The organism is Gelidibacter japonicus (assembly GCF_010725055.1).
In the GTDB taxonomy this organism is placed as follows: Bacteria; Bacteroidota; Bacteroidia; order Flavobacteriales; family Flavobacteriaceae; genus Gelidibacter; species Gelidibacter japonicus.
Genome location: NZ_BJKB01000007.1, coordinates 1 through 26150 on the forward strand (window position 1 = coordinate 1; position 26150 = coordinate 26150).

20 protein-coding genes and 1 tRNA gene are annotated in these 26150 nt (G+C 38.9%); 10 read left to right on the top strand and 11 right to left on the bottom strand.

What is annotated here, in order from left to right; genetic code table 11:
• Positions 1-168: 168 nt before the first annotated feature.
• Genes odhB through G6N06_RS08680 form a run of 3 tightly spaced genes read right to left on the bottom strand, consistent with a single transcriptional unit; the run spans position 169 to position 4769 of the window.
• Complete coding sequence (gene odhB / locus G6N06_RS08670; protein ID WP_163515938.1) at positions 169-1437, bottom strand: 2-oxoglutarate dehydrogenase complex dihydrolipoyllysine-residue succinyltransferase; 1269 nt, start codon at positions 1435-1437, stop codon at positions 169-171.
• Positions 1438-1442: 5 nt separating this feature from the next.
• Positions 1443-1952, bottom strand: coding sequence for an ORF6N domain-containing protein (locus tag G6N06_RS08675; protein ID WP_163515940.1), 510 nt, complete (start codon positions 1950-1952; stop codon positions 1443-1445).
• Positions 1953-2009: 57 nt separating this feature from the next.
• Positions 2010-4769 (bottom strand): 2-oxoglutarate dehydrogenase E1 component, encoded by a 2760-nt coding sequence (locus G6N06_RS08680; RefSeq protein WP_163516196.1) that lies wholly within the window; start codon positions 4767-4769, stop codon positions 2010-2012.
• A gap of 123 nt (positions 4770-4892) precedes the next feature.
• Between G6N06_RS08680 and G6N06_RS08685 the strand changes: the two genes are divergently transcribed.
• Positions 4893-5426, top strand: coding sequence for an alpha-ketoglutarate decarboxylase (locus tag G6N06_RS08685; RefSeq protein ID WP_163515942.1), 534 nt, complete (start codon positions 4893-4895; stop codon positions 5424-5426).
• 69 nt (positions 5427-5495) lie between these two features.
• Here G6N06_RS08685 and G6N06_RS08690 read toward each other — a convergent pair whose 3' ends face one another.
• Together G6N06_RS08690 and G6N06_RS08695 are read right to left on the bottom strand one after the other, a co-directional pair.
• Positions 5496-5849: a M3 family oligoendopeptidase gene (locus G6N06_RS08690; protein WP_163515944.1), complete on the bottom strand. Its 354-nt coding sequence runs from the start codon at positions 5847-5849 to the stop codon at positions 5496-5498.
• 6 nt (positions 5850-5855) lie between these two features.
• Positions 5856-6830, bottom strand: coding sequence for a polyprenyl synthetase family protein (locus G6N06_RS08695; RefSeq protein ID WP_163515946.1), 975 nt, complete (start codon positions 6828-6830; stop codon positions 5856-5858).
• Between the two features lie 121 nt (positions 6831-6951).
• Between G6N06_RS08695 and G6N06_RS08700 the strand changes: the two genes are divergently transcribed.
• From G6N06_RS08700 to G6N06_RS08720, 5 genes are all read left to right on the top strand, one after another.
• Positions 6952-7554 carry a TetR/AcrR family transcriptional regulator gene (locus G6N06_RS08700; protein WP_163515948.1) on the top strand — a complete coding sequence of 201 codons (603 nt, stop codon included), beginning with the start codon at positions 6952-6954 and terminating at the stop codon, positions 7552-7554.
• Positions 7555-7558: 4 nt separating this feature from the next.
• Positions 7559-8902 carry a TolC family protein gene (locus tag G6N06_RS08705; protein ID WP_163515950.1) on the top strand — a complete coding sequence of 448 codons (1344 nt, stop codon included), beginning with the start codon at positions 7559-7561 and terminating at the stop codon, positions 8900-8902.
• A gap of 168 nt (positions 8903-9070) precedes the next feature.
• Positions 9071-9412: a GxxExxY protein gene (locus G6N06_RS08710; protein ID WP_308469750.1), complete on the top strand. Its 342-nt coding sequence runs from the start codon at positions 9071-9073 to the stop codon at positions 9410-9412.
• Between the two features lie 41 nt (positions 9413-9453).
• Entirely contained in the window at positions 9454-10641 is a 1188-nt protein-coding gene (locus G6N06_RS08715) for an efflux RND transporter periplasmic adaptor subunit (RefSeq protein WP_163515953.1), read from the top strand.
• Positions 10634-14134, top strand: a complete 3501-nt coding sequence (locus tag G6N06_RS08720) for an efflux RND transporter permease subunit (RefSeq protein ID WP_163515955.1) — start codon at positions 10634-10636, stop codon at positions 14132-14134. The genes G6N06_RS08715 and G6N06_RS08720 overlap by 8 nt, the downstream gene beginning before the upstream one ends.
• A 218-nt stretch (positions 14135-14352) precedes the next feature.
• Here G6N06_RS08720 and G6N06_RS08725 read toward each other — a convergent pair whose 3' ends face one another.
• The 5 genes from G6N06_RS08725 to G6N06_RS08745 form a co-directional block, all read right to left on the bottom strand.
• A complete protein-coding gene (locus tag G6N06_RS08725) occupies positions 14353-16671 on the bottom strand; it encodes an inorganic phosphate transporter (protein ID WP_163515957.1) in 2319 nt (772 codons plus the stop codon).
• Between the two features lie 69 nt (positions 16672-16740).
• Positions 16741-17940 carry a porin gene (locus G6N06_RS08730; RefSeq protein ID WP_163515959.1) on the bottom strand — a complete coding sequence of 400 codons (1200 nt, stop codon included), beginning with the start codon at positions 17938-17940 and terminating at the stop codon, positions 16741-16743.
• A 164-nt stretch (positions 17941-18104) separates the two neighbouring features.
• Positions 18105-18737: an aminoacyl-tRNA hydrolase gene (gene pth / locus G6N06_RS08735; protein WP_163515961.1), complete on the bottom strand. Its 633-nt coding sequence runs from the start codon at positions 18735-18737 to the stop codon at positions 18105-18107.
• A 399-nt stretch (positions 18738-19136) separates the two neighbouring features.
• Entirely contained in the window at positions 19137-19790 is a 654-nt protein-coding gene (locus G6N06_RS08740) for a 50S ribosomal protein L25/general stress protein Ctc (RefSeq protein ID WP_163515963.1), read from the bottom strand.
• Between the two features lie 161 nt (positions 19791-19951).
• Positions 19952-20893, bottom strand: a complete 942-nt coding sequence (locus tag G6N06_RS08745; protein WP_163515964.1) for a ribose-phosphate pyrophosphokinase — start codon at positions 20891-20893, stop codon at positions 19952-19954.
• Positions 20894-21048: 155 nt separating this feature from the next.
• On the opposite strand from G6N06_RS08745, the gene G6N06_RS08750 reads away from it, so the two are divergent.
• The 4 genes from G6N06_RS08750 to G6N06_RS08765 all read left to right on the top strand — a co-directional run bounded on the left by G6N06_RS08750 (position 21049) and on the right by G6N06_RS08765 (position 25115).
• Positions 21049-21128 (top strand) — tRNA-Leu (locus G6N06_RS08750).
• Between the two features lie 155 nt (positions 21129-21283).
• Positions 21284-21733: a hypothetical protein gene (locus G6N06_RS08755; RefSeq protein ID WP_163515967.1), complete on the top strand. Its 450-nt coding sequence runs from the start codon at positions 21284-21286 to the stop codon at positions 21731-21733.
• A 391-nt stretch (positions 21734-22124) separates the two neighbouring features.
• Positions 22125-24137, top strand: coding sequence for an alanine/glycine:cation symporter family protein (locus tag G6N06_RS08760; protein WP_163516200.1), 2013 nt, complete (start codon positions 22125-22127; stop codon positions 24135-24137).
• Positions 24138-24185: 48 nt separating this feature from the next.
• Positions 24186-25115, top strand: coding sequence for a serine hydrolase (locus G6N06_RS08765; protein WP_163515969.1), 930 nt, complete (start codon positions 24186-24188; stop codon positions 25113-25115).
• Here G6N06_RS08765 and G6N06_RS08770 read toward each other — a convergent pair.
• Entirely contained in the window at positions 25104-26126 is a 1023-nt protein-coding gene (locus tag G6N06_RS08770; protein ID WP_163515971.1) for a UDP-glucose--hexose-1-phosphate uridylyltransferase, read from the bottom strand. The two genes, G6N06_RS08765 and G6N06_RS08770, sit on opposite strands and share 12 nt — an antisense overlap.
• Between the last annotated feature and the right edge of the window lie 24 nt (positions 26127-26150).

The following is a 26150-nucleotide window of genomic DNA, read 5'->3' on the forward strand; positions in this document are numbered from 1 at the left end:
ATAACATATCCAAGTGTTTGTTAATCAGTAAAAAAGATACGAAAAAAGGAGTGAAAACACTACGGTTTACACTCCTTTTTATCTCTTTTTACCCCAATATTTTTAAGGGGACTTTTTCAGTGGCCTCTTTTCAGACAGCCTCTTTTTTTATTTTACTGGGATTGCAATTTACAGCTCCAACGCTCTCTTCACATCATTATCCATTAACAGCTCAATCGGGTTTTCCAAAGCCTCTTTGATCGCCACCAAGAAACCTACACTTTCCTTACCATCAATAATTCTGTGGTCATAAGATACCGCCAGGAACATGATTGGTCTAATTTCAACGTGTCCGTCAATAGCTACAGGACGTTCCACAATATTGTGCATTCCCAAGATTGCACTTTGCGGCGGATTGATGATTGGAGTGGATAGCATGCTTCCAAAGACACCACCATTAGAAATTGTAAAGGTACCTCCGGTCATCTCATCTACCGTAATCTGTCCATCACGTGCTCTGATTGCCAATCGTTTTACTTCATTTTCGACACCTCTAAAGGATAGGTTTTCAGCATTTCTAATGACCGGAACCATCAAACCTCGAGGTCCTGAAACGGCAATACTGATATCACAAAAATCATAGCTCACCATTTCTTGACCATCAATCATGGAGTTGACTGCAGGATATTCCTTTAAAGCTCTGACCGCAGCAAGTGTAAAGAAACTCATAAAGCCTAAACCTACACCATGCTTGTTTTTAAAGGTTTCTTTATATTCTTCGCGTATTTTGAAAATCGCAGTCATATCCACCTCATTAAAGGTAGTCAACATTGCTGTTTCATTCTTTGCAGTGACCAAACGCTCGGCTACCTTACGTCGCAACATCGACAATCTTGAACGTGAAACGCCGCGTTTTCCTCCAGTTGGCGTACCCATTGACGGTACTGCTTTTATCGCATCGTCCTTGGTGATACGGCCATCTTTCCCCGTTCCACTGACATCAGAAGCCGACATGTTTTTTTCGGCCAATACTTTTTTGGCTGCAGGACTTGCTACTCCAGAAGCATATGTTTTCTGTTCAGGGCTTGGTGCTTTTTCGGAAACCTCCTTACTCGGTGTTTCCTTTTGTTCTTTGGAAAGTTCTTTTTCAACATTTTTGTCACCAGAACCTTCATCACCTTTGCTCACAGGCTTAGCATCAGAATCACCTGTAGGCTTTTCGGCGGATGTGTCAATCAGACATACCACAGCGCCCACGGCAACTGCATCTCCTTCTTCTGCCTTCAAGGTAATAGTCCCACTGGCTTCTGCCGGAAGTTCCAATGTGGCCTTATCACTATCAACTTCAGCAATGGCTTGGTCTTTTTCTACATAGTCACCATCCGCAACTAACCATGCTGCAATTTCTACTTCTGTAATGGATTCTCCTGGTGAAGGAACTTTCATTTCTAAAATCATAGTTCTTATTGTTTTTTGTAACCTATTGGTTTGCGTTGTTTTTGTTCTGTTTCTATTTTGTCTTTTTGTAATAAAAAATTTAATGCATCTGCAACATCATTAAATTGTTTATTGAATTTATTTTCAAGCTGACTCAATTTCTCACTCAACTCCTTATGCGATAACGCATATTGTCTCATAAGAACAAAAGCTCTTATTATTGAAATATTGATTTCAATAGCTATCTTACTTCTTAATACACTCGAAAGCATTGCGACTCCTTGCTCCGTAAAAGCGAAAGGCTTTGCTCCACCAAGTTGTTGTTTTGATGGTATCACATTTTGTGATACCATGGTCACTATCTCCATTTCAGTAAGTTCAAACATAAAGTCCTTAGGAAATCTCTCAAGATTTCTCCGAACGGCCTGCTTCAAAACACGAGTTTCAATCTGGTACATTTCCGCCAAATCAAAATCCAACATCACATTTTGATGTCTGATTTCATAAATCCTATTTTCGATTTCTTGTGGTTTCAAAGTACTTAATTCAAACCAAAAAACATCTCAATTTGTAATTCCAAAAAGATGACTTCTTTATCGCTGGTTGTTCTTTGTTTTGTCAAACACATAATCAATCACTTCTTTATGACGACGTAAAGAACGTGTTGCGCTTCCGGCGGCCGGTGCGCCATAAGCGCGTCGCGAAGCTATTCTAAACGACTTGGACTCTTCAAAATGCATCATCATAAAGCCATAGGCTCCCATATTGCGAGGTTCCTCTTGGGCCCAGACAATATCATCGGCATTTTTATATTTTTTTATGATGTCTCTCAACTGTTTTGCAGGCAAAGGAAATAATTGCTCTATTCTGACCAATGCGACATCCTCTCTTTTTTGTTCTTCTCGTACTTCCAAAAGATCATAATAAAACTTCCCAGTCATAAAAACCAAAGTTTTAACTTTATCCACCTTAGCTTTATCATCGTCAATGACCATTTGGAAACTTCCATTTGCAAATTCATCTACGGTGGACACCACTAGAGGGTGCCTTAGTAAACTTTTTGGTGTAAAGATGATGAGTGGTTTTCTAAAATTGGTCTTCATCTGTCTTCTCAACAAATGGTACATGTTTGCAGGTGTGGTACAATCGGCTACAAACATATTATCACTAGCACAAAGCTGTAAAAAACGCTCCATACGACCTGAGGAATGTTCAGCGCCTTGGCCTTCATAACCATGTGGCAACAACATGACCAACCCGTTTTGCAGCTTCCATTTATCTTCTGCCGCAGAAATATATTGATCTATCATTATTTGAGCCCCGTTTCCAAAATCACCAAATTGTGCCTCCCAAATGGTCAATGTATTAGGACTTGCCATAGCATATCCATAGTCAAAACCTACTACGCCATATTCAGACAACAATGAATTATAAATATAAAACTGACCTTGCCCATCACTGATATGGTTTAAAAGGACAATTTCTTCTTCACTGTCTTCTACTTTTATAACAGCATGACGGTGGGAGAATGTTCCCCGTTCAACGTCCTGACCCGAAATGCGTACATCATGACCTTCTTGCAACAGTGTGCCATAAGCCAAATGCTCAGCCATTGCCCAATCCAGTTTATCCTCATCAAACATGGTTTTTCTGGATTGAACAAGTCGTTCTATTTTACGTATGAATTTTTTATCTTTTGGCAATGTCGAAATCACTTCGGCAATCTCAGCTAATTTTTCCTTGGAGAAAGTAGTATCTACCTCTTGCATCATCATATTGACATCAGCATATTCATAGCCATTCCATTCATCTTGCATAAATGGGGTAATGACGGTTTTTTCCTGCTTACGGGAATCCTCTAGTTCCTCTTCCAATGATGCTTTATATACTTCCTCAAGATTTTTGACATAATCCTTGTCAACAATACCTTCTTTTATAAGAATATCTGCATAGATTTCTCTCGGATTTTTATGTTTGGCAATGGCTCGATACAGTTTTGGTTGAGTAAAACGCGGCTCGTCACCTTCGTTGTGTCCATATTTTCGATAGCCCAAAAGATCAATGAACACATCGCGCTTAAAAGTCATTCTAAAATCCAATGCAAACAACATGGCATGCACTACGGCTTCAACATCATCCGCATTAACGTGCAATACCGGAGATAAAGTGACTTTACCAACATCAGTACAATAAGTACTTGAACGGGCGTCAAGGTAATTAGTAGTAAACCCTATCTGATTGTTGATTACAATATGTATGGTACCACTGGTCTTATATCCGTCCAAATTGACCATCTGAATCACTTCATAAACCAAACCTTGTCCGGCAATGGCAGCATCACCATGGACAATAATTGGCAACACCTGCGATGGGTCATCAGCATATTTATCATCTTGCTTGGCTCTTGCAATACCTTCTACCACCGCGCCCACCGTCTCTAAGTGGGAAGGGTTTGGTGCAATGTTCAAGTTTATTTTCTTTCCACCTGTAGATTCTCTATCGCTAGTCCATCCTAAGTGATACTTTACGTCACCATCAAAAACTTCCTGTTCATAATCCTTTCCATCGAACTCACTAAAAATATCTTTTGCTGATTTTCCGAAAATGTTGATGAGTGTACTTAATCGACCTCTATGGGCCATTCCCATGACAAATTCCTTCACACCAATTTCAGCGGCACTTTCAATGAGCGCATCAAGAGCTGGAATCAAAGATTCTCCTCCTTCCAATGAAAAACGCTTTTGACCCACATATTTGGTATGCAAAAAGCTTTCAAAGGTAACCGCTTCATTCAGTTTGCTGAGAATATGTTTTTTCTGATCTGTAGAGAACTTAGGCTGATTGTCGTTGATGTTCAACTTGCTCTGAATCCATTCAATTTCTTTCGGATTTCTGATATACATATACTCCAGACCGATGGAAGAGCAGTAAATTTTCTCTAAGTGATCCACAATACTTTCTAAAGTCTGTGGGCCAATTCCTAATATATCACCTGCAGAAAAAACAGTTTGAAGATCTTCTTTTAGAAGTCCGAAGTTTTCAAGAGCCAAAGTGGGCTCATATTTTCTACGCTCCCTGACAGGATTGGTTTTTGTGAACAAATGACCTCTGTTTCTATATCCATCAATCAATCTTATGACGTTGAATTCCTTATGCAGATGATCAGGAATTTCGGGTGAAATACAGACAGCACCATCATCATAGGTAACCTCACTGTTTTCTGAACCAAAGTCAAATCCTTGAAAAAAGGCTCTCCAACTTGGCTCAACCGAATCAGGATTTCGTAAATATTGATCGTATAATTCAGCAAAATAAGCTGAGTGAGCGGCATTTAAAAAGGAATATTTATCCATCATTTCTGTAAGACGTTCAAATGTTTTCAAATTTTATTCAAAAATACAACTTTTAACAAAATAAGAATTGCTTTTAGTATATTTATATGATATAACTGTATCAATAAACAAAATACCAAATTTATGCGATTCCCACTAAATAAAACCCTGTTATCTTGTCTTATTATCATTCTATTATCTTCAAGTTGCTTGGCACAATTAAGAACAACGCAATCCTCTTCTGATTTCTGGAGCCATGTTCGCTTTGGAGGTGGGATTGGATTGAGTTTTGGAGATGGTTTTTTCAGTGGAACCTTGGCCCCAAGCGCAATTTATGAATTTAATGAGCAGTTTGCCTTTGGGGTTGGACTAAATGGCACGTATAATAAACGGAAAGACTTATACAAATCGACTGTTTTTGGAGGAAGTCTGATTGGCTTGTTCAATCCCATACCGGAAATTCAGCTATCGGCCGAATTTGAAGAACTCAATGTCAGTCGAAATTGGGATGATAGGTATGCACGCCCCAATGAAAATTATTGGTATCCCGCTTTATTTTTAGGCCTTGGCTATAGATCTCATAACGTGTCGGTTGGAATAAGATACGACGTGTTATATGATGAGGGAAAGAGCATATATGGCGATGCCTGGGTACCCTTTGTGAGGGTGTATTTTTAGAAGGACTAACCTATTTACCAGTCCATAAAAGATGTACTCGAAAAACAAGAACCTTGAGTTTCGGTCAACTTAGGAGCTGAACCTATTTCTATAAAACACTTTTTGCCATTCGCGTTTAAGGATTAAAAAAGTGACATTTTCTGCCAACTGGATAGTATCATTTCCATCCAATTGCTTTATTTTTTCTTCAGAAACATCTACTATATATAGCAAATTGAGATAATCCATGAATTTATGTTGAATGAGGCGATAAACTTCTTCATGCAATAGGAGCTTTAAACTTGTTGGCAAAACCTCAGAGTCAAATTCTAAATCTACATTAGCCAAGGCCAAATCTTTATTGAGTTGATCCACAAGTTTTGCATAAAGTTCCCATTTATGAGCTTGATCCATCACATCATCAAAGGTTTTCAAATTTTCCATAACCTCTTAAACCCTTCTGTTCATCAAATCATCCCCAAATAATTTCAGAGCTTGCTTTTTACTTTCAGGAATAGAAAGTTCGTCGAGCACCGCAAAAGCCTTTTTAGTATACTTTTCGATTTCCTTGCGCGTGGCATCTGCCGAACCACTCGTTTGAAAAATTTGCTTTACGGTTTCGATTTTATCAGAAGGATCAGTCGGATTGATGCCAAATAAATGTTGAAGTTCCAATTTATCCTCATCATTAGAAAACTCTAAGGCTTTAATGAATAAATAGGTTTTTTTGTTTTCGATAATATCGCCACCCACCTGCTTCCCAAAAGTTTCGGGATCTCCAAACGCATCCAAATAATCATCTTGGAGTTGGAAGGCAACCCCCAATAAACGTCCAAATTCATAAATATAATCTTGGTCTTCTTTTGATGCCGAGGCCACAATGGCACCCATTTTCATTGCAGCACCAACCAAAACTGCTGTTTTGAATTCAATCATTTTCAGATATTCCTCAACAGTCACATCCTCTCTTGTTTCAAAATCCATGTCATATTGCTGTCCTTCACAAACTTCCAAAGCCGTTTTGCTGAACAATTTTGCCAAATCCTGAAAAGTAGTGGCATCGTAGCGCTCAAAAAGCTGATAGGCCAAAATCAGCATGGCATCTCCCGACAGAATTCCGGTATTGACATCCCATTTTTCATGAACTGTCGGTTGGCCTCGGCGCAAGGGCGCTGCATCCATAATATCATCATGGATCAACGAAAAATTATGAAATATTTCAACACTTAAGGCAGCGTCGAGTGCATTTTGATAATCATCATTAAACGCTTCGGCGGTCATTAATGTTAGAATGGGCCGCAGACGCTTACCTCCTAATCCTAAGATATAAAGAATAGGATCATATAAAGAAGCAGGCTCTTTTGATCGGATATTTTCTTCTAAATAGGAAATAAAGGCCGTGTGGTAGAAAGAAATTTTTTGCATAGAACAAAAATAAGGCAAATCCCGGCAGGAAAACAAGCCTAAAAATCAATATTAAATTTTTATTAAACTTTGGAAACTTTTACTGTTTTTAAAGTTTCCTGTCGTATTTTTGCAACCGCTTATGAGAGAAAAAATTGTACATAGGGCTACGGAACTGTTTTTGTCACTTGGTGTCAAGAGTGTGACTATGGACGATATTGCCAATGAATTGGGCATTTCCAAGAAAACCATCTATGTGCATTTCGAAAACAAAACGCAATTGGTAGAGGCTTCAACCTTAGAAGTCTTTGAGATCATTTCACAAGGCATTGACGCCATTTGCCAATTGCAAAAAGATCCTATTGAGGAAATTTACGATATAAAAAAACTTGTGATGGAGCATTTAAAGGATGAAAAATCCTCTCCGTACCACCAATTACAAAAATATTACCCTAAAATTTTTAGTTCTTTAAGGTCTAAGCAATACCGATTGATGGAAGATTGCGTTGCAGACAATTTGAAACGTGGCATCACACTCGGACTTTATCGGGATAATTTAGAAATCGATATAATTTCAAAACTGTATTTCACTTCTATCAGGTCATTAAAAGACAAGCAATTGTTTCCGCTCAAACACTTTTCAATGTCTTCTTTAATGAACCATTATCTGGAATATCACGTCAGAGGTATTTGCACTCCAAAAGGCCTGGAAGTACTCACAAAAATCATCAATAATCAAAACTAACCTAATGAGAAACACATTCTATTTTCTTTTGTTGATTCTTTCCCCGTTACTCACATTCTCACAGGAGCCACCAACAACGTTCAGCTTGCAAGAAGCCATAGATTTTGCACTTAAAAATAACCGGAGAGCCATCAATTCCCAACGCGACATTGAGGCCGCAAAGGCCCAAAAATGGGAAACCACGGCAAGTGGACTGCCCCAATTAAACGCTGCAGTTGATTATCAAAACTTTTTAAAACAGCAAGTTCAAGTGATTCCGGCAGAGTTTTTTGGTGGGACCCCAGGAGAATTTGCCGAAGTTATTTTTGGGACCAAACAAAACATGAATGCTACAGCTACCTTAAGTCAACAAATTTTTGACGGCTCTTATTTGGTAGGATTACAATCTGCTAAAGTATTTCTGGAAATTTCGCAGAACGCAAATACCAAAACGGAATTGGAAGTCAGAAAAGCCGTAATCAATGCTTATGGCAATGTATTGCTAGCAGAAGAAACCATTCAAATTTTAGAACGCAATTTAAAAGTACTTGAAAAGAACCTCAACGAAACCACCAAGATATTTGAAAATGGATTGGGAGAGGAGGAAAATGTCGAGCAGCTACAAATTACCCTATCTGGTGTTGAAAGTAGTTTGAAAAATACGCGTAGAATGAAAACATTGGCCTATCAAATGCTTAATATGACGCTTGGTTTGGACATTCATTGGCCAACTAGTTTAAGCGATAATTTGGAGCGATTAACTCAAGAACACATTTCTTTAAGCCTGATGGAGGCCGAAGTCAATGTTCAAAACACAATTGATTATCAAATTGCAGAAAACGATAAAGTGTCCAAGGAGCTTTTAGTGAAGTTAGAAAAGAGCAAGGCTTTACCAACGCTCACTAGTTTTATCAATGGTGGCTATTCAGCATATACCGATGATTTCAGCTTTGCAAACAAAGATCAAAAATGGTTTGGTTCTTCACTTTTTGGGGTCAGTCTTAATATTCCCATTTTCAGTTCCGGAATGCGAAGTGCATCAACCCAACGGGCACAGATAAACCTGGAAAAAGCAAAAACAGAACTCCTTGAAAAAGAACAGAATATTCAATTTGAGATTGCCGCTGCAAAAAGCGATTATCAATTCGCCATAGAAGATTATGACAATAAAAAACAAAATTTAAAGCTTGCCGAACGTATTGAAGCAAAAAATCAAACCAAATTTTTTGAAGGCATTTCCTCAAGTTTTGATTTACGCCAGGCCCAAACGCAATTATACACAGCACAACAGGAACTATTACAAGCCATGTTGGATGTTATCAATGCGAAGGCTGAGTTGGAGACTGCTTTGAATGTGTTAACCAATTAACCGCAAAGAACGCAAAGCAAAACGCAGAGAACGCAATGATTGCGCCCTGTACGAAGAATCTCTGTGAACCCTACGTTAAAAAAATCGCAAAAGAACAAGACATAAATATGAAGTTCAAATTAGATAACAAATCATGACATAAAACGGGATTTCCCAAATCATCTTTCATTGCGCCTTGAAAGTGCACAGGCATTAGGTCCTGGACTTCTTGAGAGTGCTTATGAAGCGTGTATGTTCTATGAACTAAAAAAATTGGGAATCTTAGTTGAAAGACAGAAACCATTACCCTTAATATATGAAGAAGTAAAATTAGATGTTGGATATAGAGTGGATTTGATTATTGAAAATAAAATTATAATAGAAATTAAATCTGTTGAGGCGTTAAACGATATCCATATAGCACAAGAACTGACCTATTTAAAATTATCAGATTGCAAATTAGGCATGCTTCTAAATTCTAATGTTACTCTGATCAAAAGCGGAATAAAACGAATCACAAATAACTTATAAAACAAACATTACAACACCTTAATCCATTAAATCAATCAAAAATGAAATACATACTCACCATCTTAACATTAAGTATTCTCCTGACCTCCTGCGGTGATGGCAAAAAAAACACGGTTGAAAAAGCATTGGAAAGCAATGATCTTGAAACCATCCGAAAAAAGAGAGCGGAACTTGTAGACCAGCAGCAAGTGCTCCACGATAAGATCATGTTGTTGGATGAAAAAATCTCGGTTTTGGACACCACCAAAAACGTTCCCCTCGTTACCGCATTTAAAGCCACTCCGGAAGAATTCAATCACGTATTGGAACTACAAGGGAATGTTACCACCAAGGATTTAATGGTCATAACACCAGAGTATAACGGTATCCTTACCAACGTTTATGTGAAAGAAGGCCAATGGGTGAGCAAAGGTCAAACTCTAGCTAAGATTGACGATGGCGGATTGAGTCAGCAATTAGCGCAACAGCAGATCCAAAAGGATTTGGCGCAAACCACTTTCGAACGTCAAAAACGATTGTGGGATCAAAAAATTGGAAGTGAAATCCAATTTCTGCAAGCAAAATCCAATTATGAAGGACAGGTTGAAGCGGTGAACCAAATCCAGCAACAAATATCAAAAACTATTGTAAAAGCGCCATTTTCAGGGAAAATTGATGCTATTATTACAGAACAAGGCAGCGTTGTTGTGGCAGGGCAAACACAATTAATGCAGATAGTAAATTTGGATAATATGTATATTGAAACTGAGGTTCCAGAACGTCACCTCAACACCATTACCGTAGGGAAAAATGTAGAGGTCATCTTCCCTATTCTCGGAAAAACCATCAATACCAAAGTGCGTCAAATCAGCAATGTTATCAATCCTTCCAATAGAACATTTAAAGCAGAAATTGCTATTCCTAATAAGGAAAGGGATATTAAGCCCAATTTGACCGCGCGATTAAAGATTAACGATTACACGAATAAAGAGGCAATTTTAATTCCACAAAGCATTATTTCTGAAAATGCCGAAGGTGAACAATATGTATATGTGGTGAAGGACAAAAATGATAGAAATCAAGGCACGGCTACCAGAGTAATTATCAAAACTGGACGCACGCAAGGTGATCTGATCGAGGTCTTGGAAGGAATAGAAAATAGTGCGGAACTGATCCAGGAAGGCGCAAGAAGTGTCAAAGACGGACAAACCGTAGAAATACTAATATTAGATAACCAACAAAATGACTAAAAAAAGAAAACAGGTGGAAAAGGAGTTTGGCTTGTCTTCATGGGCAATTACCAATAAAACGACCATGTATGTGCTGATTGCCGTGATTTTCTATTTAGGCGTTTCCGCATTTTTCAGTATGCCTCGGGAAAGTTTTCCGGAAGTCAACATCACTAAAGTTTTTGTAAGTTCCATTTTCCCTGGAAACACGGCAGAAGATATTGAAAAACTCATCACCGATCCGCTTGAGGACAAGCTGAAAACCTTAAGTAATGTGGTAGAGATCACCTCTACATCCCAAGAAGATTTTTCTATGGTGGTTGTGGAATTTGATGAAAACATTACCGTAGAACAAGCTAAACAAAAGGTAAAGGATGAAATAGACAGTGAAACTGCCAGTGAGGATTGGCCGACATTTAACGATGCCAAAGTTGTACCTGATGTTTTTGAAATGAGCCTTTCTGAAGAAATGCCCATTCTTAATATTAATATTTCGGGAGACTATACAGTTGAGAAACTCAAGGAATTTGCAGAATACCTCCAGGATGAAATTGAGGATATTCAGGAAATTAAAAAAGCGGACATTCGTGGTGCACAGGAAAAGGAGATAGAAGTGGCCGTGGATATCTATAAAATGATGGCGTCCCAGGTTACTTTTAATGATATTATAGGAGCTATAAAAAATGGAAATGTCACGATGTCTGCAGGAAATTTAATAGCCAGCGGACAAAGACGTACCATTCGTGTTTTGGGTGAAATTAACACGCCCAAAGAATTGGAGAACTTTGTGGTCAAGTCAGAGGACAGGAATGCCATATATCTTAAAGATGTAGCTACCGTAACGTTTAAAGAAGAAGATAAAACCACCTTTGCACGCGAATTTGGGGATCCAGTGGTTATGTTGGACGTAAAGAAGCGTGCCGGAAAGAACATGGTGGATGCGGTAGAGCAGGTTAAAGTTATAATTGATAAAGCCAAGGCTGAAGTCTTCCCACCAGACCTGAAGATTTCTATTGCCAATGACCAGTCTTCAGTAACCATAGGTCAGGTTGATGACTTGGTCAACAATATTATTTTTGGGGTCATCTTGGTCGTGACGGTTCTGATGTTCTTCTTAGGATTTAAGAATGCCGTTTTTGTTGGATTCGCAATTCCGATGTCCATGTTCATGTCCTTAATGATCCTGAATATGCTGGGCCATAGTTTGAACACTATGGTGCTTTTTGGATTGATCATGGGTTTGGGAATGTTGGTTGACAACGGGATTGTAGTGGTTGAAAACGTCTATCGATTGATGGATGAAGAAGGCATGAGCCGTGTAGAAGCTGCCAAAAAAGGTATTGGAGAGATTGCATTTCCGATCATTATTTCTACGGCTACAACCGTTGCGGCATTTATCCCGTTAGGATTATGGCCAGGAATTATGGGCGAATTCATGATGATTCTACCCATTACTTTATCTATAGTTCTTGGGTCCTCATTGTTTGTTGCCATATTTTTCAACTCCGTTTTGGTATCTCAATATATGAGTATTGAGGATAAAAACATGCCTTTAAAGCGCATTATCATCATTACTAGTGTAATGGCCATTATAGGACTGATTGTATTTTTTGTAGCCGGTGAATATCGCGCGCTTGGTTCATTAATGATATTTACGGCTATCATGCTATGGGTATATCGTTTCTTCCTAAGAAAATGGGCCAATAGCTTTCAAAATAGTACGTTAGTTAAACTAGAAAATTGGTATGAACGTCAACTTCGTAGAGCGCTTTCCGGAAAGATGCCCTACATTTTAAGCCTTGGGACATTTGCCCTGTTGATTCTGGCATTCATAGGGTTTGGTGCATCTTTAGGTGCCAAGCGCACAAAAGTAGAGTTTTTCCCAGATAATAAACCAAATCAAATTATAGTATATATTGAATACCCTCAAGGTACTGCCATTGAAAAGACCAACGCCATTACAAAACAAATTGAAAAACGCGTTTATAATGTCATAAATGATGATCAATATCGTGACGGAGATTATAACTTCTTGGTAGAAAGTGCCGTTTCTCAGGTTGGCGAAGGCGCTGGAGATCCACAAGCAGATATGGGGTCGGCCGCTGAAATGCCGCACAAAGCTAAAATCACAGCCTCCATGCGTGAATTTAAATACCGAAGAGGCGCTGACAGTGAGCTGCTTCGTCAAAAAGTCCAGGAAGCTTTGGTAGGCATCTATCCTGGCGTGTTGATATCGGTTGAAAAGGACGCCAATGGTCCACCGGTAGGCGCACCAATCAATATAGAAATCCAAGGTGAAGATTATAACGAATTGATTGCCGTTGCAGAAAACATGCGTGAATTTATAAATACCAAAAATATTGCGGGTATTGATGAACTCAAAATTGATGTCAACAAGGACAAGCCGAGCATGCGTGTCATTATTGATCGCGAAAAAGCAGGTGAACTTGGCGTAAGTGCGGCTCAGATAGGCCAGCAATTACGAAACTCCATATTTGGGGCAAAAGCAGGCATTTATAAGGAAGGAGGAGACAACTATGATATATATGTGCGCTTTAATGAAGATATCCGTTACAACACCAATGCACTGTTTAACCAAAATATCACATTTAGAGATAACAAAGGTCAGATAAAAGACATTCCATTATCCACTCTCATTAAATATGAAAACACTTCAGGTTTTAGTGCCATTAAACATAAAGGCACCAATCGGGTGGTGACGGTCTATTCTGCACTAACGCCAGGATACACCGATGCGGGGGCCATTGTGGCACAGATCCAAAACGAAATGAAAAGCTATGAGAACATGCCTGAAAGCATCAAAATTGATTATACGGGACAAATTGAAGAGCAAGAAAAACAAATGACATTTTTGGTGGGGGCCTTTTTAACTGGGCTCGGACTGATCTTCTTTATCCTTATTTTCCAATTCAATTCCATATCAAAACCTGCCATTATCATGTTGGCCATATTTTTGAGTTTTATAGGTGTATTTGGAGGTATCGTGATCACTGGAAGTGCTTTTGTGATTATGATGACCATGGTTGGAATTATTTCCTTGGCGGGGATTGTAGTAAATAACGGTGTTGTTCTTTTAGATTATGCCGAATTGCTCATCGAACGTAAAAAATACCAACTCAATTTAGAAAAAAGCGACTATTTGGAAATTGATGATCTGTTTGAATGTATTATTAAGGCTGGTAAAGCCCGTTTGCGTCCGGTTTTATTAACAGCGATCACAACTATTTTAGGATTGGTGCCTTTGGCTATCGGTCTAAACATTAATTTCTTTTCGTTGTTTAGAGAATTCGATGCCGATATCTATATGGGTGGAGACAACGTTGTATTTTGGGGGCCCTTGGCTTGGACCGTAATTTATGGATTGCTGATTGCAACATTCTTGACCCTAATTGTCGTACCAATTTTATTCTTTTTGGTGACCAAGTTTAAAATATGGTTGCGTTTTAAAATAAGATCGATCAATGAAGATTTGGACCAAGAAATGGCGGAATAATCGCCCTTAAAAAAAACAATATTTAAAAGACCAACCGACCTAGTTCAGTTGGTCTTTATTATGTCACAGCCCAAGACTTCATCAAAATACGGTGATGCCAATCAAATCTTCAAGTTATCATGACCGCGTTTTAATACATCAGTTGTCATATAAAATAACAACACCCTAAAGGAATGTTATCCGTTTAGGGTGCTTTGTTTTAACAGTGAAGTTCTCTCCTATTTCTTATGCTTTTCAGGAAATGGAATAGGTTTTACAGAACTATCATGTGCATGGTAATACTCTTCCAAAAGATTCATGGTTGCTGTTAACAAGTCTTTTGTCTCCAACAAAATACTGAAGTATAAGGTCGTGTTTTTTGGGCTTGATTCTTCTGTACGGGTACGTTCTACCTGTTTTTGGATCTTATCTGTAACCAGAGATACAATTTCCTTTTTTCTTCCGAGAATAATCCCAATTTCCTCAAACGAATGCGATTCAAAGGCATTTCTTGTGTTATTGAACAAGCGCTCAAATCGTTCATCCACTTCCTTGAGCTCTTTGATCTGACTGAACTTTAATTTTTTATGGTTGTTGTGGATGTGTTTATGGCTCACTTTTGAAATGTACTCCAAAGACTGGGTCATATCCTGTAAGAAGCCCAAAATATTGATATAAAAATTACTGGCACCCACACTTGAATCGTCCAGGTTTTTAATAAAATAGAAAATATTATCACGCAGTTCTTCTACCTCCTCCGATAGTTTTCTTACCTGCTTTTTGTTTTTCTTCAATAAGGAAAGATCCTGCAAAGCGAGTCCGTTGATAGCATTCGTATAAATTCTATTTCCGCGTTTCACAACATTGGCAATATTCTTGGCACTTTCGTGGATAACTCCTTGTACTGAGCTGCTTTCGGTTTTATTCAAACGATCTTCAGCCTTAGTTTCCTTCAATTTTTCGCTATGGGCAATAGAACTCTTAATGAGCAGTCCAAAAGCCACCAACAATAATATAGGGAACATGATCTTGATGTTCAAATTTAGTAAGTAAGCCACTAAAGCCGCTGAAACGAAGGCACTGATTGCGGTAAAGAACCAGCCACCAATGACATTGATGACTCCCGCCACTCTATAAACAGCACTTTCTGCACCCCAAGCCCTATCCGCCAAAGAGGATCCCATAGCCACCATGAAGGTCACGTAGGTTGTGGACAAAGGCAGTTTCCAAGAGGTGGCGATGGCAATCAACACAGCAGCAACCATGAGGTTTACGGCAGCCCTTACCAAATCAAACGAGGGCAATTCGTGTACTTTATCCCTTGCCAATTTAATGACAGGAGGTTCAAATTGCTTGTCAATCTTAGCTTCCCAAGACTTTGGGAGTATATATGAGGACATTTGAGACAATCCTATGGCCACTCTAACAAAAATTCTTGACAAAAAGTTGGGCTGAAACCTCTCTTTAGTCTCTCCTTGACTTGAGAGATCAATTGACGTCTTTACCACGTTTTTAGCTTTTGAAGAAAACCAAAGCGTCACTACCATGACCACACCTGCCAAGAGCAGCAATAATGTAGGTGTTGAAGCCGCCTCACCCAAACTTGCCATGGAAAATTCTGAAGCAGAGAGGCCCATGGTATTCACTGCCGGATCCATAAAATCAGAATAGGCCTGGAATGCACCAATGGTAGGGCCGATAAAGTTGACCAAATCATTCCCTGCAAAGGCTAAGGCCAATGCAAATGTACCGACCAAAATGACCAATTTATAAATGTTGGTCTTCAAAAATTCTATCACAGCATAGGACAGCAATATCCAAAATAAGAGACTAATGGCAACAATATATAATACTTGTTGCTCTAAAAACTCCTTTATGGTTACATTGCCAATGAGTTCATAGCTTATGTTGGCAAAGTTAGTTCCGCCTATACCTTTGATAAAGATGAAATAGGTTATCGAAGTCAATGCGATACCTCCAAACAGAGCACCAACCCAATTGGCTTTCTTTTCAAAATCGTAAGAAAGCAATAGTCTGGCTACCCACTGTACAAAAGCACCAATAGAAAAAGCCACAACAACTGAAAGCAATATCCCAAAGATAATTTCAGATACTTTATCTGTATTGATATAGTCGAAAACAGCCATATATCCACCACCATCATGACTGATTTTAATCAAAGTCATTGCAACCGCTGCTCCAAGCAACTCGAAGACAATGGAAACCGTGGTAGAAGTTGGCAGTCCAATAGAGTTAAAAAAATCTAACAGTAAAATATCAGTGAGCATGACCGCCATAAAAATAATCATGATTTCACTGAACATAAATTGATCAGGATGAAAAATCCCACTCCGGGCGATTTCCATCATACCACTTGAAAATATAGCGCCAATCCCAATTCCAAGACTCGCAACAATCATGAGTGTCCTAAAGGAAACAGCTTTTGAACCCATTGCGGAGTTTAAAAAGTTAACGGCATCATTGCTGACACCGACTACCAAATCAGCAACCGCTAAAATGGCTAAGGCAATGATCATGTATAAATAAATGTTGTCCATAATTTAGTTTAAAATAGTTTGCAAATATCCCTACAGTTTTTGAAGGGAATGTTACCGCAATGTTATTTCTTAAAAGTGAACGGCAAATTGCAACCGCCACAGTAATTCGTCATTTGATAGGTTCATTGCTAAGTAACTCACATCAGATTGGACTTTTAATTTATGATCTAGGATATATTTTGAAACCCCTATAGTATACTGGTTTTGGAGGTCTTTTAACGTGATGCTTTTATCAAAATCAATATTTGTAAATCTTCCAGATACTTCCCAATTGTTTTTAAGGATATAACCCGCCTGAAAATTCAAACCACTTCCTATTTTAACGATATCACCGGTAAGAGAACCATCTGAATTCTTTGCCAATGGATCATCAGCAGTTCTATCAGCATATTCAGCCATCAATGAGAAGCCTCGATATTTAAACATGGCATCAATAAATAATGTTGAGATATTTGTTTCATAAAAACCGGTATCGGTAATCATATAAGAACCGCGATTACTTTGGGTCTTTACCGCATTGTGATTGAAATCATAAGAGGCCCCTATGGCAAATTTAGGAGCGTGCTCTCTATAGATATCACCTCCCACATAATCTCCTTTCTTTATAAAATCGCCAAAAGGAAGAAGCTCCAATCGCGATGTGTATTGAAATCCGCCAATGTTCCATGAGGTAATATTACGTCCTTCGCCTTGCGAAATGGCAAATGCCTCTTTAATAATGAATTCATCTGAAAGTTGAAAATGGTGTCTAAATTGAATTCCGAGATCCCGTTCTAAGCCATAATTAGTGTTCAAAAGGGATCGATCAACCAACTGAAGACTTCCTGAAGAAATGAGGTCGTCCCTATTTCCAGGAAGTTTTGTTTGTCCGAACCATAATTCGAAGTTTTCATAAAAATTCCATTTTATAACCGCATCCAGAATGTAGCGCGGTGCATTGGAGGTATATTTTGAAGCCCCAGATATATCTCTATTAGAAAGACCTATGGCTATTTTATAAGTTAATTTGGGAGAATAAACAAAACCATCAAACTTAAGGCGCGCCCTTCTGATCAAGAAATTGGTCTCCGCATCCGAAAAACTCGAATCTTCGTCCCATTGGGCAAATGTCTGAAATTGTAGTTGCATACCAACTTTCATGGACCAGGTACTATCCTTTCCCTTGAGATTAAGAATACCATCGCCAAACTTGGGAGCCTTGATCTCCTGGGCATGGACCATTGAAAACGCAATAAAAAACAAAACCAAAAGTGTAGGTCGAAATGTCATTTCTATCAGTTCTTTGCTAGCAAAGAACTGATTTCAATGTTAACTTAATGTTTCGTAATCGTTAAGTTTTTAAAAACACGTTTGATAAAACCTCTTATCAAAATGAACACCAAAAAAAGTAGAGCGTAAGAGATGTTAGGCATAGTATTTAAATCCAGCTTATTCTACTGGCCATTAAACGTGTTCATGGTAATATTTACCCCAGCAGTCCCAAAGGATTTTATGAGTTCAAAGGATTTGTCCAAGCGTTCTGGCAATTTCGCTTCTTCTTCTGGCGACCATTCGCCCAACACATAATCCACCTGTCTGCCTTTACTGAAAGCATCACTAATACCAAACCTAAAGCGGTTATAATTGGTGGTTTGCAATTTGTCTTGAGTATCCTTTAATCCGTTGTGTCCGCCGTCACTTCCCTTGGTCTTCAGTCGAATGGTGCCGAAAGGCAAGTTCAAATCATCGGTGATTACCAATAAGTTTTCGAGCGGTATGTTTTCTTTGTTCATCCAATAAACGATGGCTTTGCCACTCAAATTCATATAAGTACTGGGTTTTAATAAAATAAACTGTCGTCCTTTAAACTTATAAACGGCAATATCTCCCAATTTTTGGGTCTCAAAATTCAGACCTTCCTTTTTCGCCAAATGATCTAAGATCCTAAAACCAATATTATGGCGCGTATTGGCATACTCACTACCAATATTACCTAAACCTACAATGAGATATTTTTTCATAGCAATTTCTTCAACTGGGGTTACGCTTTTTGAAGATTTAAAAAATTTGTGTAAAAAACTGAACATGTAAGCTTTTTAAAACATGTTTATCAAAGTGAAAAATAACCTTTTTTGATAAAAATTTAGAAAACAATCATCAAAAATCAAAAAATTAAAGGCATTTGGACCTACAATTAAACATCAATCCCATGAGCGGTTATGAAAAGTATGTACGGAAATCCCGCTAATCAAGCAGCATTCTAAAGAATGGAACCATGTTTAAGAACAGCTATCAAAACTCAATGCGCCTTCGGCTTTTTAAAACTTAAATAATAGCATAGAACCTAGAGATCCCGCCGAAAGGGCGGGATTAGTTCAACCAACATATTCCAATGCGCCTTCGGCTTTTGGAATATGGGTTTCACTAAAAAAAAGCATCCTGAATAAACAGAATGCTTTTAAATTTATCGCAAAATAAGATGTACCTTACTCTTGACCTTCTGCTGGTGTTTCAGCGCCTTCAGCAGCTGCCTCAGCTCCTTCTGCACCTTCTTCAAGCTCTTCTTCAAGCTCTTCTTCAAACTCAGCAATACTTGCTCTAGAACGTCTAACTTGACATACCACAGTATTGTCTGGGTGTAAGAATTTGTAATTAGGGTTTTCCAATTCGGTAATGTATAGTTTACTTCCAATTTTTAAAGGTGTAATATCAACCTCTATAAAATCAGGTAGATTTGCTGGGATAGCTTTAATTCTAAGTTTACGTTGATTTCTCTGTAATACCCCACCATTTAACACACCTTTTGAAGTTCCAATAACATGCACAGGAATTTCCATCATGATTTCTTTGTCTTCATATAACTTATAAAAGTCGATGTGCAGTATTCTGTCAGATACTGGATGAAATTGGATGTCTTGCATAATAGCGTTAAAAGACGTTCCGTTTTCTAAGGCAATCACAACTGTATGCGCATTAGGCGTATAAACCAGTTTAGAGAAAGCCAATTCAGGTGCTGAGAAATGCACTGGTTTGTCTCCTCCGTATAATACGCAAGGAACCTGACCAGCATTACGTAAGGCTCTTGTTGACTTCTTGCCCACGCTTTCTCTTTTAGATCCGTTGATTGTAATTGATTTCATAATTGTTTATTTATTGTTTATTTATTGTTATTTAATGGTATTATGGAAACTTTTTTGAAATAAAACGAAGTGTTTTGCTCCAAGCCGTTTTCATTTAAAATTTATTTATTATTAATTATTACTCTTAGTTAATTGCTCGTTGTAAGTTGAGCCGTCGAAATCTACATTAAAAATTTAGAACTTATAGATTTGTTATAATGGACGTTATGCATCACACCAGCAAACAAATCGGCACAACTGAGCACTCTAATCTTGTCACTTTTTTGTCTTAAAGGAATGGAATCAGTAACGATCAACTCTTCCAATTTGGAATTTTCCAAACGCTCATAAGCATTTCCAGATAAAATAGGATGTGTACAAATAGCTCTTACGCTCAATGCTCCACGCTCCATCATCAAATCGGCAGCTTTGGTCAGCGTCCCTGCGGTATCGACCATATCATCTACCAATACCACATTTTTACCTTTAACATCGCCAATCAGTTCCATATGCGAAATGACATTGGCCTTTTCACGTTGTTTGTAACAGATGACCACATCACTTTCCATTGTTTTAGAATAGGCATAGGCTCGTTTTGAACCACCCATATCAGGTGAAGCAATGGTCAAATTCTCAAGATTCAAACTTCTCAAATAAGGTAAAAACACCGTAGATGCATATAAATGATCTACTGGTTTTTCAAAAAAACCTTGAATTTGATCAGCGTGCAAATCCATAGTGATGATTCGGGTTGCTCCTGCTGCTTCCAGCATTTTTGCCACAAGTTTTGCGGCAATTGGTACTCTCGGCTTATCCTTTCTATCCTGTCTTGCCCAACCAAAGTAAGGTAGAACAGCTGTGATATGTCTTGCTGATGCGCGCTTTGCGGCGTCAATCATCAATAACATTTCCATTAAATTTTTAGGGCCCGGATGCGTAGATCCAATGATAAAAATTCGCGTTCCTCTTATCGATTCTTCATAAGACGGCTGAAACTCCCCATCACTATAGGTAGACGTAATGACCTTACCTAAAGGCGCACCAAAAGTGGCTGCAATTTTCTCAGCAAGTTCTGTGCTCTGTGAACACGCAAAAATCTTGGCTTCCGTAACAAAATTAGGCATTGTAATAGAGTGTTTTATAACGAGTTAATCCCCGTTTTCTTTAACAGGCTGCAAATTTAAGAATTTAATTGGACAGAAAAAGTATAAAAGAAAGATATTTTAGTTGTTTGTAGAAAAATATTTTATAATTTTGCAGTCCAATTTAGTACTTCTTTGCTCAAGTGGCGGAATTGGTAGACGCGCTGGATTCAAAATCCAGTTCTTCGGAGTGCGGGTTCGATTCCCGCCTTGAGTACTGCAAAGGCTTCAACAGAAATGTTGGAGCCTTTTTTTATTTCTCATTTTATCAAAATCTGATAACGCCGTAAATTTCAACACCTTAGTCTAAAACATCATCAATTTTTCTTAATTTGCACCTTCAATCGTCATATTCAATCAAAAACAATCCTCATGAAAAAACTCCTCACCTTAGCCTTATGTCTTTCTTTATCCAATATTGCGCTGTCCCAGGATTTGGATATCGTACTTTTGGAAAATCTAACAACTAAATCTTTCGCTTCCTCAGATAAGTATATGATCGACTATTACGGATTTGAAAAGATCAGAAACAATAAAGACAATCTGCAAAACACTTACGGCAGAACTTACAAGCACGATTTGGACAACACGATTGTCATTACAGTGATGTCATCAAACGATACGTCCAATGAATTAGACGTATCTCTTGCAAAAAATTATAAGGTTCAAGAAATTAAAGACAAACTGGTTTCACAAGGTTATACCTACACCGGACTTGAGAATTTCGAGTTTTCCGAATTTAAAAAAGATAAATCCGTCTTTTTAGTTTCTGAAATCCCAAACGAAGATGGCAAAACTCAAGTAAAAGTGATTTCCGAATAATTATATTTTTTAAAAATAAAATGTAATATAGGTCTCTATAATTAATGGCTTGCTACAGGTCTGATAGCTAAAATTACTTTGTCAAATGACTTCCTTTTTGTCTCTCAGATTTTCTTGAGAGGTCTTTTAAGTATTTGTGATAAGACAGCTTTTATTTCATTCACAAAAAAATCGCTTAAACTACTTTTATCGAATCGTTGGTTTACTAAATTTCAAAAAAACACCTCGAATATCTTGGGAGGACTTCTGCTTATCACTAAATTGTGTTTTTCACGATACAAACTGAAAAACCTTACTGATTTTGAAGATAAAACACAGGCTCTTTGCCCTTTTGACGCTCTTACTGATTAACGTTACAAATGCCATAGCTCAAGTTCAACCTGACGGCAAAATGACCGTACAATTAGAACTTATCAACCCTTCTTCCGAAATTAATAATGGTGTGGCGAAAGTAGCGGTAGAAGGTGGGCTTCCACCCTATCGATACAAATGGAGTAATATAAATACGGCCTTAGATTCTTCAGAATCTTATGGATTAATTGAAGGTATGGAACATGCGGTGACCATTACCGATGCCAATGGGAACACGGTTACAAAGCACTTCACCATTCCTGCAAAATCAATTACCGAGATTTTCAATAGTAGCGTACAACCAGCAGTAGATGTGCTGGGTGCCGTCCTGTTTTGGGATGCTTTTGCCTCCCTAGGAATATATGATCCGGTAGTTTATACTTCACATACCAACATTCAGCTTCCGCTACAGGATCCATCCAGCGAAGGAGAATACCATTTGAAAAAATGGCTGGTTACCGATGGGAGCCAAGTAAAAAAAGGCGAGAAAATTGCCTTGTTGGTCAACCATCAAAACGTAGAATTGTCGGTCTATGCTCCAGATGCTGGCATTTTAGAACATGTCATTGAAGAAGATACTGTGATTTCAAGAAAACCTAAACCTGGTTCCTACAGGATCCCACTTTTGGCCACAATCAACTTTCAAACCCCACAACTCCTTTTACATCCCAACGGCGATATAAAAACCAGTACGATTCCTTTCATTGTCGTCTGGCTTATTTTGGGCAGCATATTCTTTACGTTACGCTTAAAGTTTGTGAATATTCGTGGTTTTAGACATTCCTTGAATTTGGCAAGAGGAAAGTATGACGATCCGGATGCTCCTGGCACGATTACGCATTTTCAAGCCATGGCCACCGCAGTATCAGCTACGGTGGGATTGGGAAATATTGCTGGAGTTGCCGTGGCCATTTCCCTTGGAGGTGCGGGAGCAACGTTCTGGATGTTTCTCGCCGGTTTTTTTGGCATGTCCTTAAAGTTTGCCGAATGTACCTTGGGTGTCAAGTATCGGTTTATTGATGACGAAGGCCGCATATTTGGCGGCCCCATGAACTATTTGCGCTACGGTCTTGAAAAGAAAAACCTTAAGCGTTTAGGGAAATTCTTAGCGATCCTATTTGCCGTACTTGGGGTAGGCGCCTCATTTGGCGGTGGCAATATGTTGCAGTCAAATCAAGCTTTTAAAATCGTATCAGAGCAGATTCCCGTTTTACAAGGTCAAGGGTTTTGGTTCGGAATTCTATTTGCAATTTTGGTTGGTGCCGTGATTATTGGCGGCATTAAAAGTATTGCCAATGTAACCGCAAAAGTAGTTCCTGTGATGGCCATCTTTTACGTGGTGGGCTGTTTGGTGGTGATTGGCTATAATATCGAATTTCTTGGAGGTGCGTTTGTAGCCATTTTCGATGGCGCTTTTTCTGCCCAAGCCATGAAAGGCGGATTTATCGGGGTGCTCATCATCGGTTTACAACGTGCTGCATTTTCAAGTGAAGCGGGAGTAGGTTCGGCGGCAATTGCCCACAGTGCCTCCAAGACCAACCACCCTGTTGCCGATGGCTTTACTTCTTTGATTGAACCACTTATTGACACCATGCTAGTCTGTACCATGACTGCCCTCGTATTGATTTTTACCGGCAAACATGAAATCAATAGCGGCATGGGCGGTGTAGAACTTACTGCCGATGCCTTCGGAACGGTTGTTTCTTGGTTTCCAGCCGTACTGGCGGTGGCCGTGGTTTTATTTGCCTTTTCCACCATGGTGTCCTGGTCGTATTACGGCATGCGTTCTTGGAGCTACCTCTTCGGAAGAAGCAAGAAATTGGAATTGGTATATAAAATCATGTATCTCGTTTTCGTCGTTTTGGGAGCTTCCGTTAGTTTAGGAGCCGTTCTTAGTTTCGCCGATATGATGATCCTTGCCATGTCATTCCCGAATATCATAGGATTATACATTATGGCTCCCGAAATAAATGCCGATATGAAAATTTATTGGCAAAAATTAAAAGACGGAAAACTTTATATCAACCCGAAATTCATCAAAGCAAAAGAGTGATTATAAAATTTTGTAAATTATGACCTTTTTAAACAACACTTAGTGCTTATGAAAAGAATAACCCTGTGTAGTCTGTTTTTCCTTTTTTCGTGCAATCTCATGCTAATGGCCCAACAGACCGATAAAACATTGGAAAAAGGACTTCAAGACCTTGCAAAAGATTTTGAAGGTGATGTGGGTATTTACGTCTATAATCTTAAAACCAATCAAGAAGCCGGAGTCAATGCCGATACCATTTTTCCAACGGCCAGTGTTGTGAAGGTCCCTATTTTGATTGAAGTATTCAAACAGATCAAAGCGGGCAAATTACATCTTAAGGACACCTTGGTTTATGATGCGAAAAGAAAATATGGTGGTTCTGGTTTAATGCAGTTTTATAAGGACAGTACCGTTACGGACCTTCGCACCTTGGCCTCATTGATGATCACCATGAGCGATAACACGACTTCACTTTGGTGTCAGGAACTTGTGGGTGGCGGTGAAGCCATCAACGAAACGATGGCAGATCTAGGCTTGGCTCATACTAGGGTCAACAGCCGTACGGAAGGCAGAACCAAAGATTGGGAAGCATATGGATGGGGACAGACCACACCGCGAGAAATGGCCTCATTACTGATAAAAATGAGAAACAGGACTTTGGTCGATGCTGCATCGAGCGATGAAATGTACCGCATTATGTCGAATTCTTTCTACACGGATTATTCGCTTTCGCAAATTCCACCTTATGTACAAACCGCTGCCAAACAGGGCATGGTGAATAAGTCACGATCGGAAGTGGTCATGGTCAATGCGCCAAGTGGTGATTATGTATTCTATATCGCCACTAAAAACAACACCGATGAATCCTGGGGCTTCGACAATAAAGCCTGGCAACTGCAAAGACTTATTTCGGCCTATCTATGGCGTTATTTTGAACCAGAATCCGACTGGAAGCCTGCGACGGGATTTGCAGATTTGGTGACAGGGTTAAGATATTAATGCTTTAAGTCGTTCAACCGCCTGCTCTGCCGTAATATCCCTTTGTGGGGAACCAAACATCTCATACCCTACCATGAATTTCTTTACCGTGGCGCTTCTAAGCAATGGCGGATAAAAACTCATATGCCAATGCCAATGTTCATTAGACGCGCCGTTGGTTGGCGCTTGATGGATCCCACTCGAATAAGGAAATGAGGTCTGAAACAGCTTATCATAAGCTTTGGTGATTTTCGAAATGGCTTCGGCAAAAGCCAAACTTTCATCATCTGAAAGTTCTGAAATATCCTTGTAATTCTTTTTAGGTGCAATCATGGTTTCAAAAGGCCAAACGGCCCAAAATGGCGTGAGTACCACAAAATCATCGTTTTGATAAATAATACGCTCATTTGCTTTCAACTCTTGTTTTAGATAATCTCCCAAGAGACTGCTTTTATTCTTGCTGTAATAGGCCTGCTGATGCTGATCTTTCTTCTCAACCTCATTAGGCAACGTTGATTGACTCCATATTTGCCCATGTGGATGGGGGTTACTGCAACCCATGACGGCGCCTTTATTTTCAAATATCTGCACATAATTGATGAGCTCACTGGACCCTAACAAAAGGTATTCTTTTTGCCATGCTTTAACCACTTTGTTGATGTCCTCCACGGCCATATCTGCCAAACTCTTTGAGTGGTCAGGACTAAAACAAACGACTTTGCAAATGCCTTGCTCACTTTCTGCTATAAATAACCCTTCATTTACGGAAAATGCAGGTGACGTAGTCTGTAATGCAGCAAAATCATTGGTGAAAATAAAGACATCCTTATAATCAGGATTCTGCTCTCCATTAATTCTGGTGTTGCCCGCACATAAATAACAACTTGGATCGTGCGCAGGGCGTTCCTCATCGGAAACAGCTTCGTTCTGTCCCTGCCATGGCCGTTTTGCTCGATGAGGCGACACCAATACCCATTCGCCAGTAAGGATATTGTAGCGTTTATGTGAATAGTCTTGTAAATTCTTGTCCATGATATTTTCTGTTATTTAATTTTC

Excerpts from the sequence above, each read along its gene's own strand:
- odhB (WP_163515938.1), bottom strand. The coding sequence starts at position 1,437 with ATGATTTTAGAAATGAAAGTTCCTTCACCAGGAGAATCCATTACAGAA.
- G6N06_RS08680 (WP_163516196.1), bottom strand. The coding sequence starts at position 4,769 with ATGGATAAATATTCCTTTTTAAATGCCGCTCACTCAGCTTATTTTGCT.
- G6N06_RS08685 (WP_163515942.1), top strand. The coding sequence starts at position 4,893 with ATGCGATTCCCACTAAATAAAACCCTGTTATCTTGTCTTATTATCATT.
- G6N06_RS08690 (WP_163515944.1), bottom strand. The coding sequence starts at position 5,849 with ATGGAAAATTTGAAAACCTTTGATGATGTGATGGATCAAGCTCATAAA.
- G6N06_RS08695 (WP_163515946.1), bottom strand. The coding sequence starts at position 6,830 with ATGCAAAAAATTTCTTTCTACCACACGGCCTTTATTTCCTATTTAGAA.
- G6N06_RS08700 (WP_163515948.1), top strand. The coding sequence starts at position 6,952 with ATGAGAGAAAAAATTGTACATAGGGCTACGGAACTGTTTTTGTCACTT.
- G6N06_RS08705 (WP_163515950.1), top strand. The coding sequence starts at position 7,559 with ATGAGAAACACATTCTATTTTCTTTTGTTGATTCTTTCCCCGTTACTC.
- G6N06_RS08715 (WP_163515953.1), top strand. The coding sequence starts at position 9,454 with ATGAAATACATACTCACCATCTTAACATTAAGTATTCTCCTGACCTCC.
- G6N06_RS08720 (WP_163515955.1), top strand. The coding sequence starts at position 10,634 with ATGACTAAAAAAAGAAAACAGGTGGAAAAGGAGTTTGGCTTGTCTTCA.
- G6N06_RS08725 (WP_163515957.1), bottom strand. The coding sequence starts at position 16,671 with ATGGACAACATTTATTTATACATGATCATTGCCTTAGCCATTTTAGCG.
- G6N06_RS08730 (WP_163515959.1), bottom strand. The coding sequence starts at position 17,940 with ATGACATTTCGACCTACACTTTTGGTTTTGTTTTTTATTGCGTTTTCA.
- pth (WP_163515961.1), bottom strand. The coding sequence starts at position 18,737 with ATGTTCAGTTTTTTACACAAATTTTTTAAATCTTCAAAAAGCGTAACC.
- G6N06_RS08740 (WP_163515963.1), bottom strand. The coding sequence starts at position 19,790 with ATGAAATCAATTACAATCAACGGATCTAAAAGAGAAAGCGTGGGCAAG.
- G6N06_RS08745 (WP_163515964.1), bottom strand. The coding sequence starts at position 20,893 with ATGCCTAATTTTGTTACGGAAGCCAAGATTTTTGCGTGTTCACAGAGC.
- G6N06_RS08755 (WP_163515967.1), top strand. The coding sequence starts at position 21,284 with ATGAAAAAACTCCTCACCTTAGCCTTATGTCTTTCTTTATCCAATATT.
- G6N06_RS08760 (WP_163516200.1), top strand. The coding sequence starts at position 22,125 with ATGACCGTACAATTAGAACTTATCAACCCTTCTTCCGAAATTAATAAT.
- G6N06_RS08765 (WP_163515969.1), top strand. The coding sequence starts at position 24,186 with ATGAAAAGAATAACCCTGTGTAGTCTGTTTTTCCTTTTTTCGTGCAAT.
- G6N06_RS08770 (WP_163515971.1), bottom strand. The coding sequence starts at position 26,126 with ATGGACAAGAATTTACAAGACTATTCACATAAACGCTACAATATCCTT.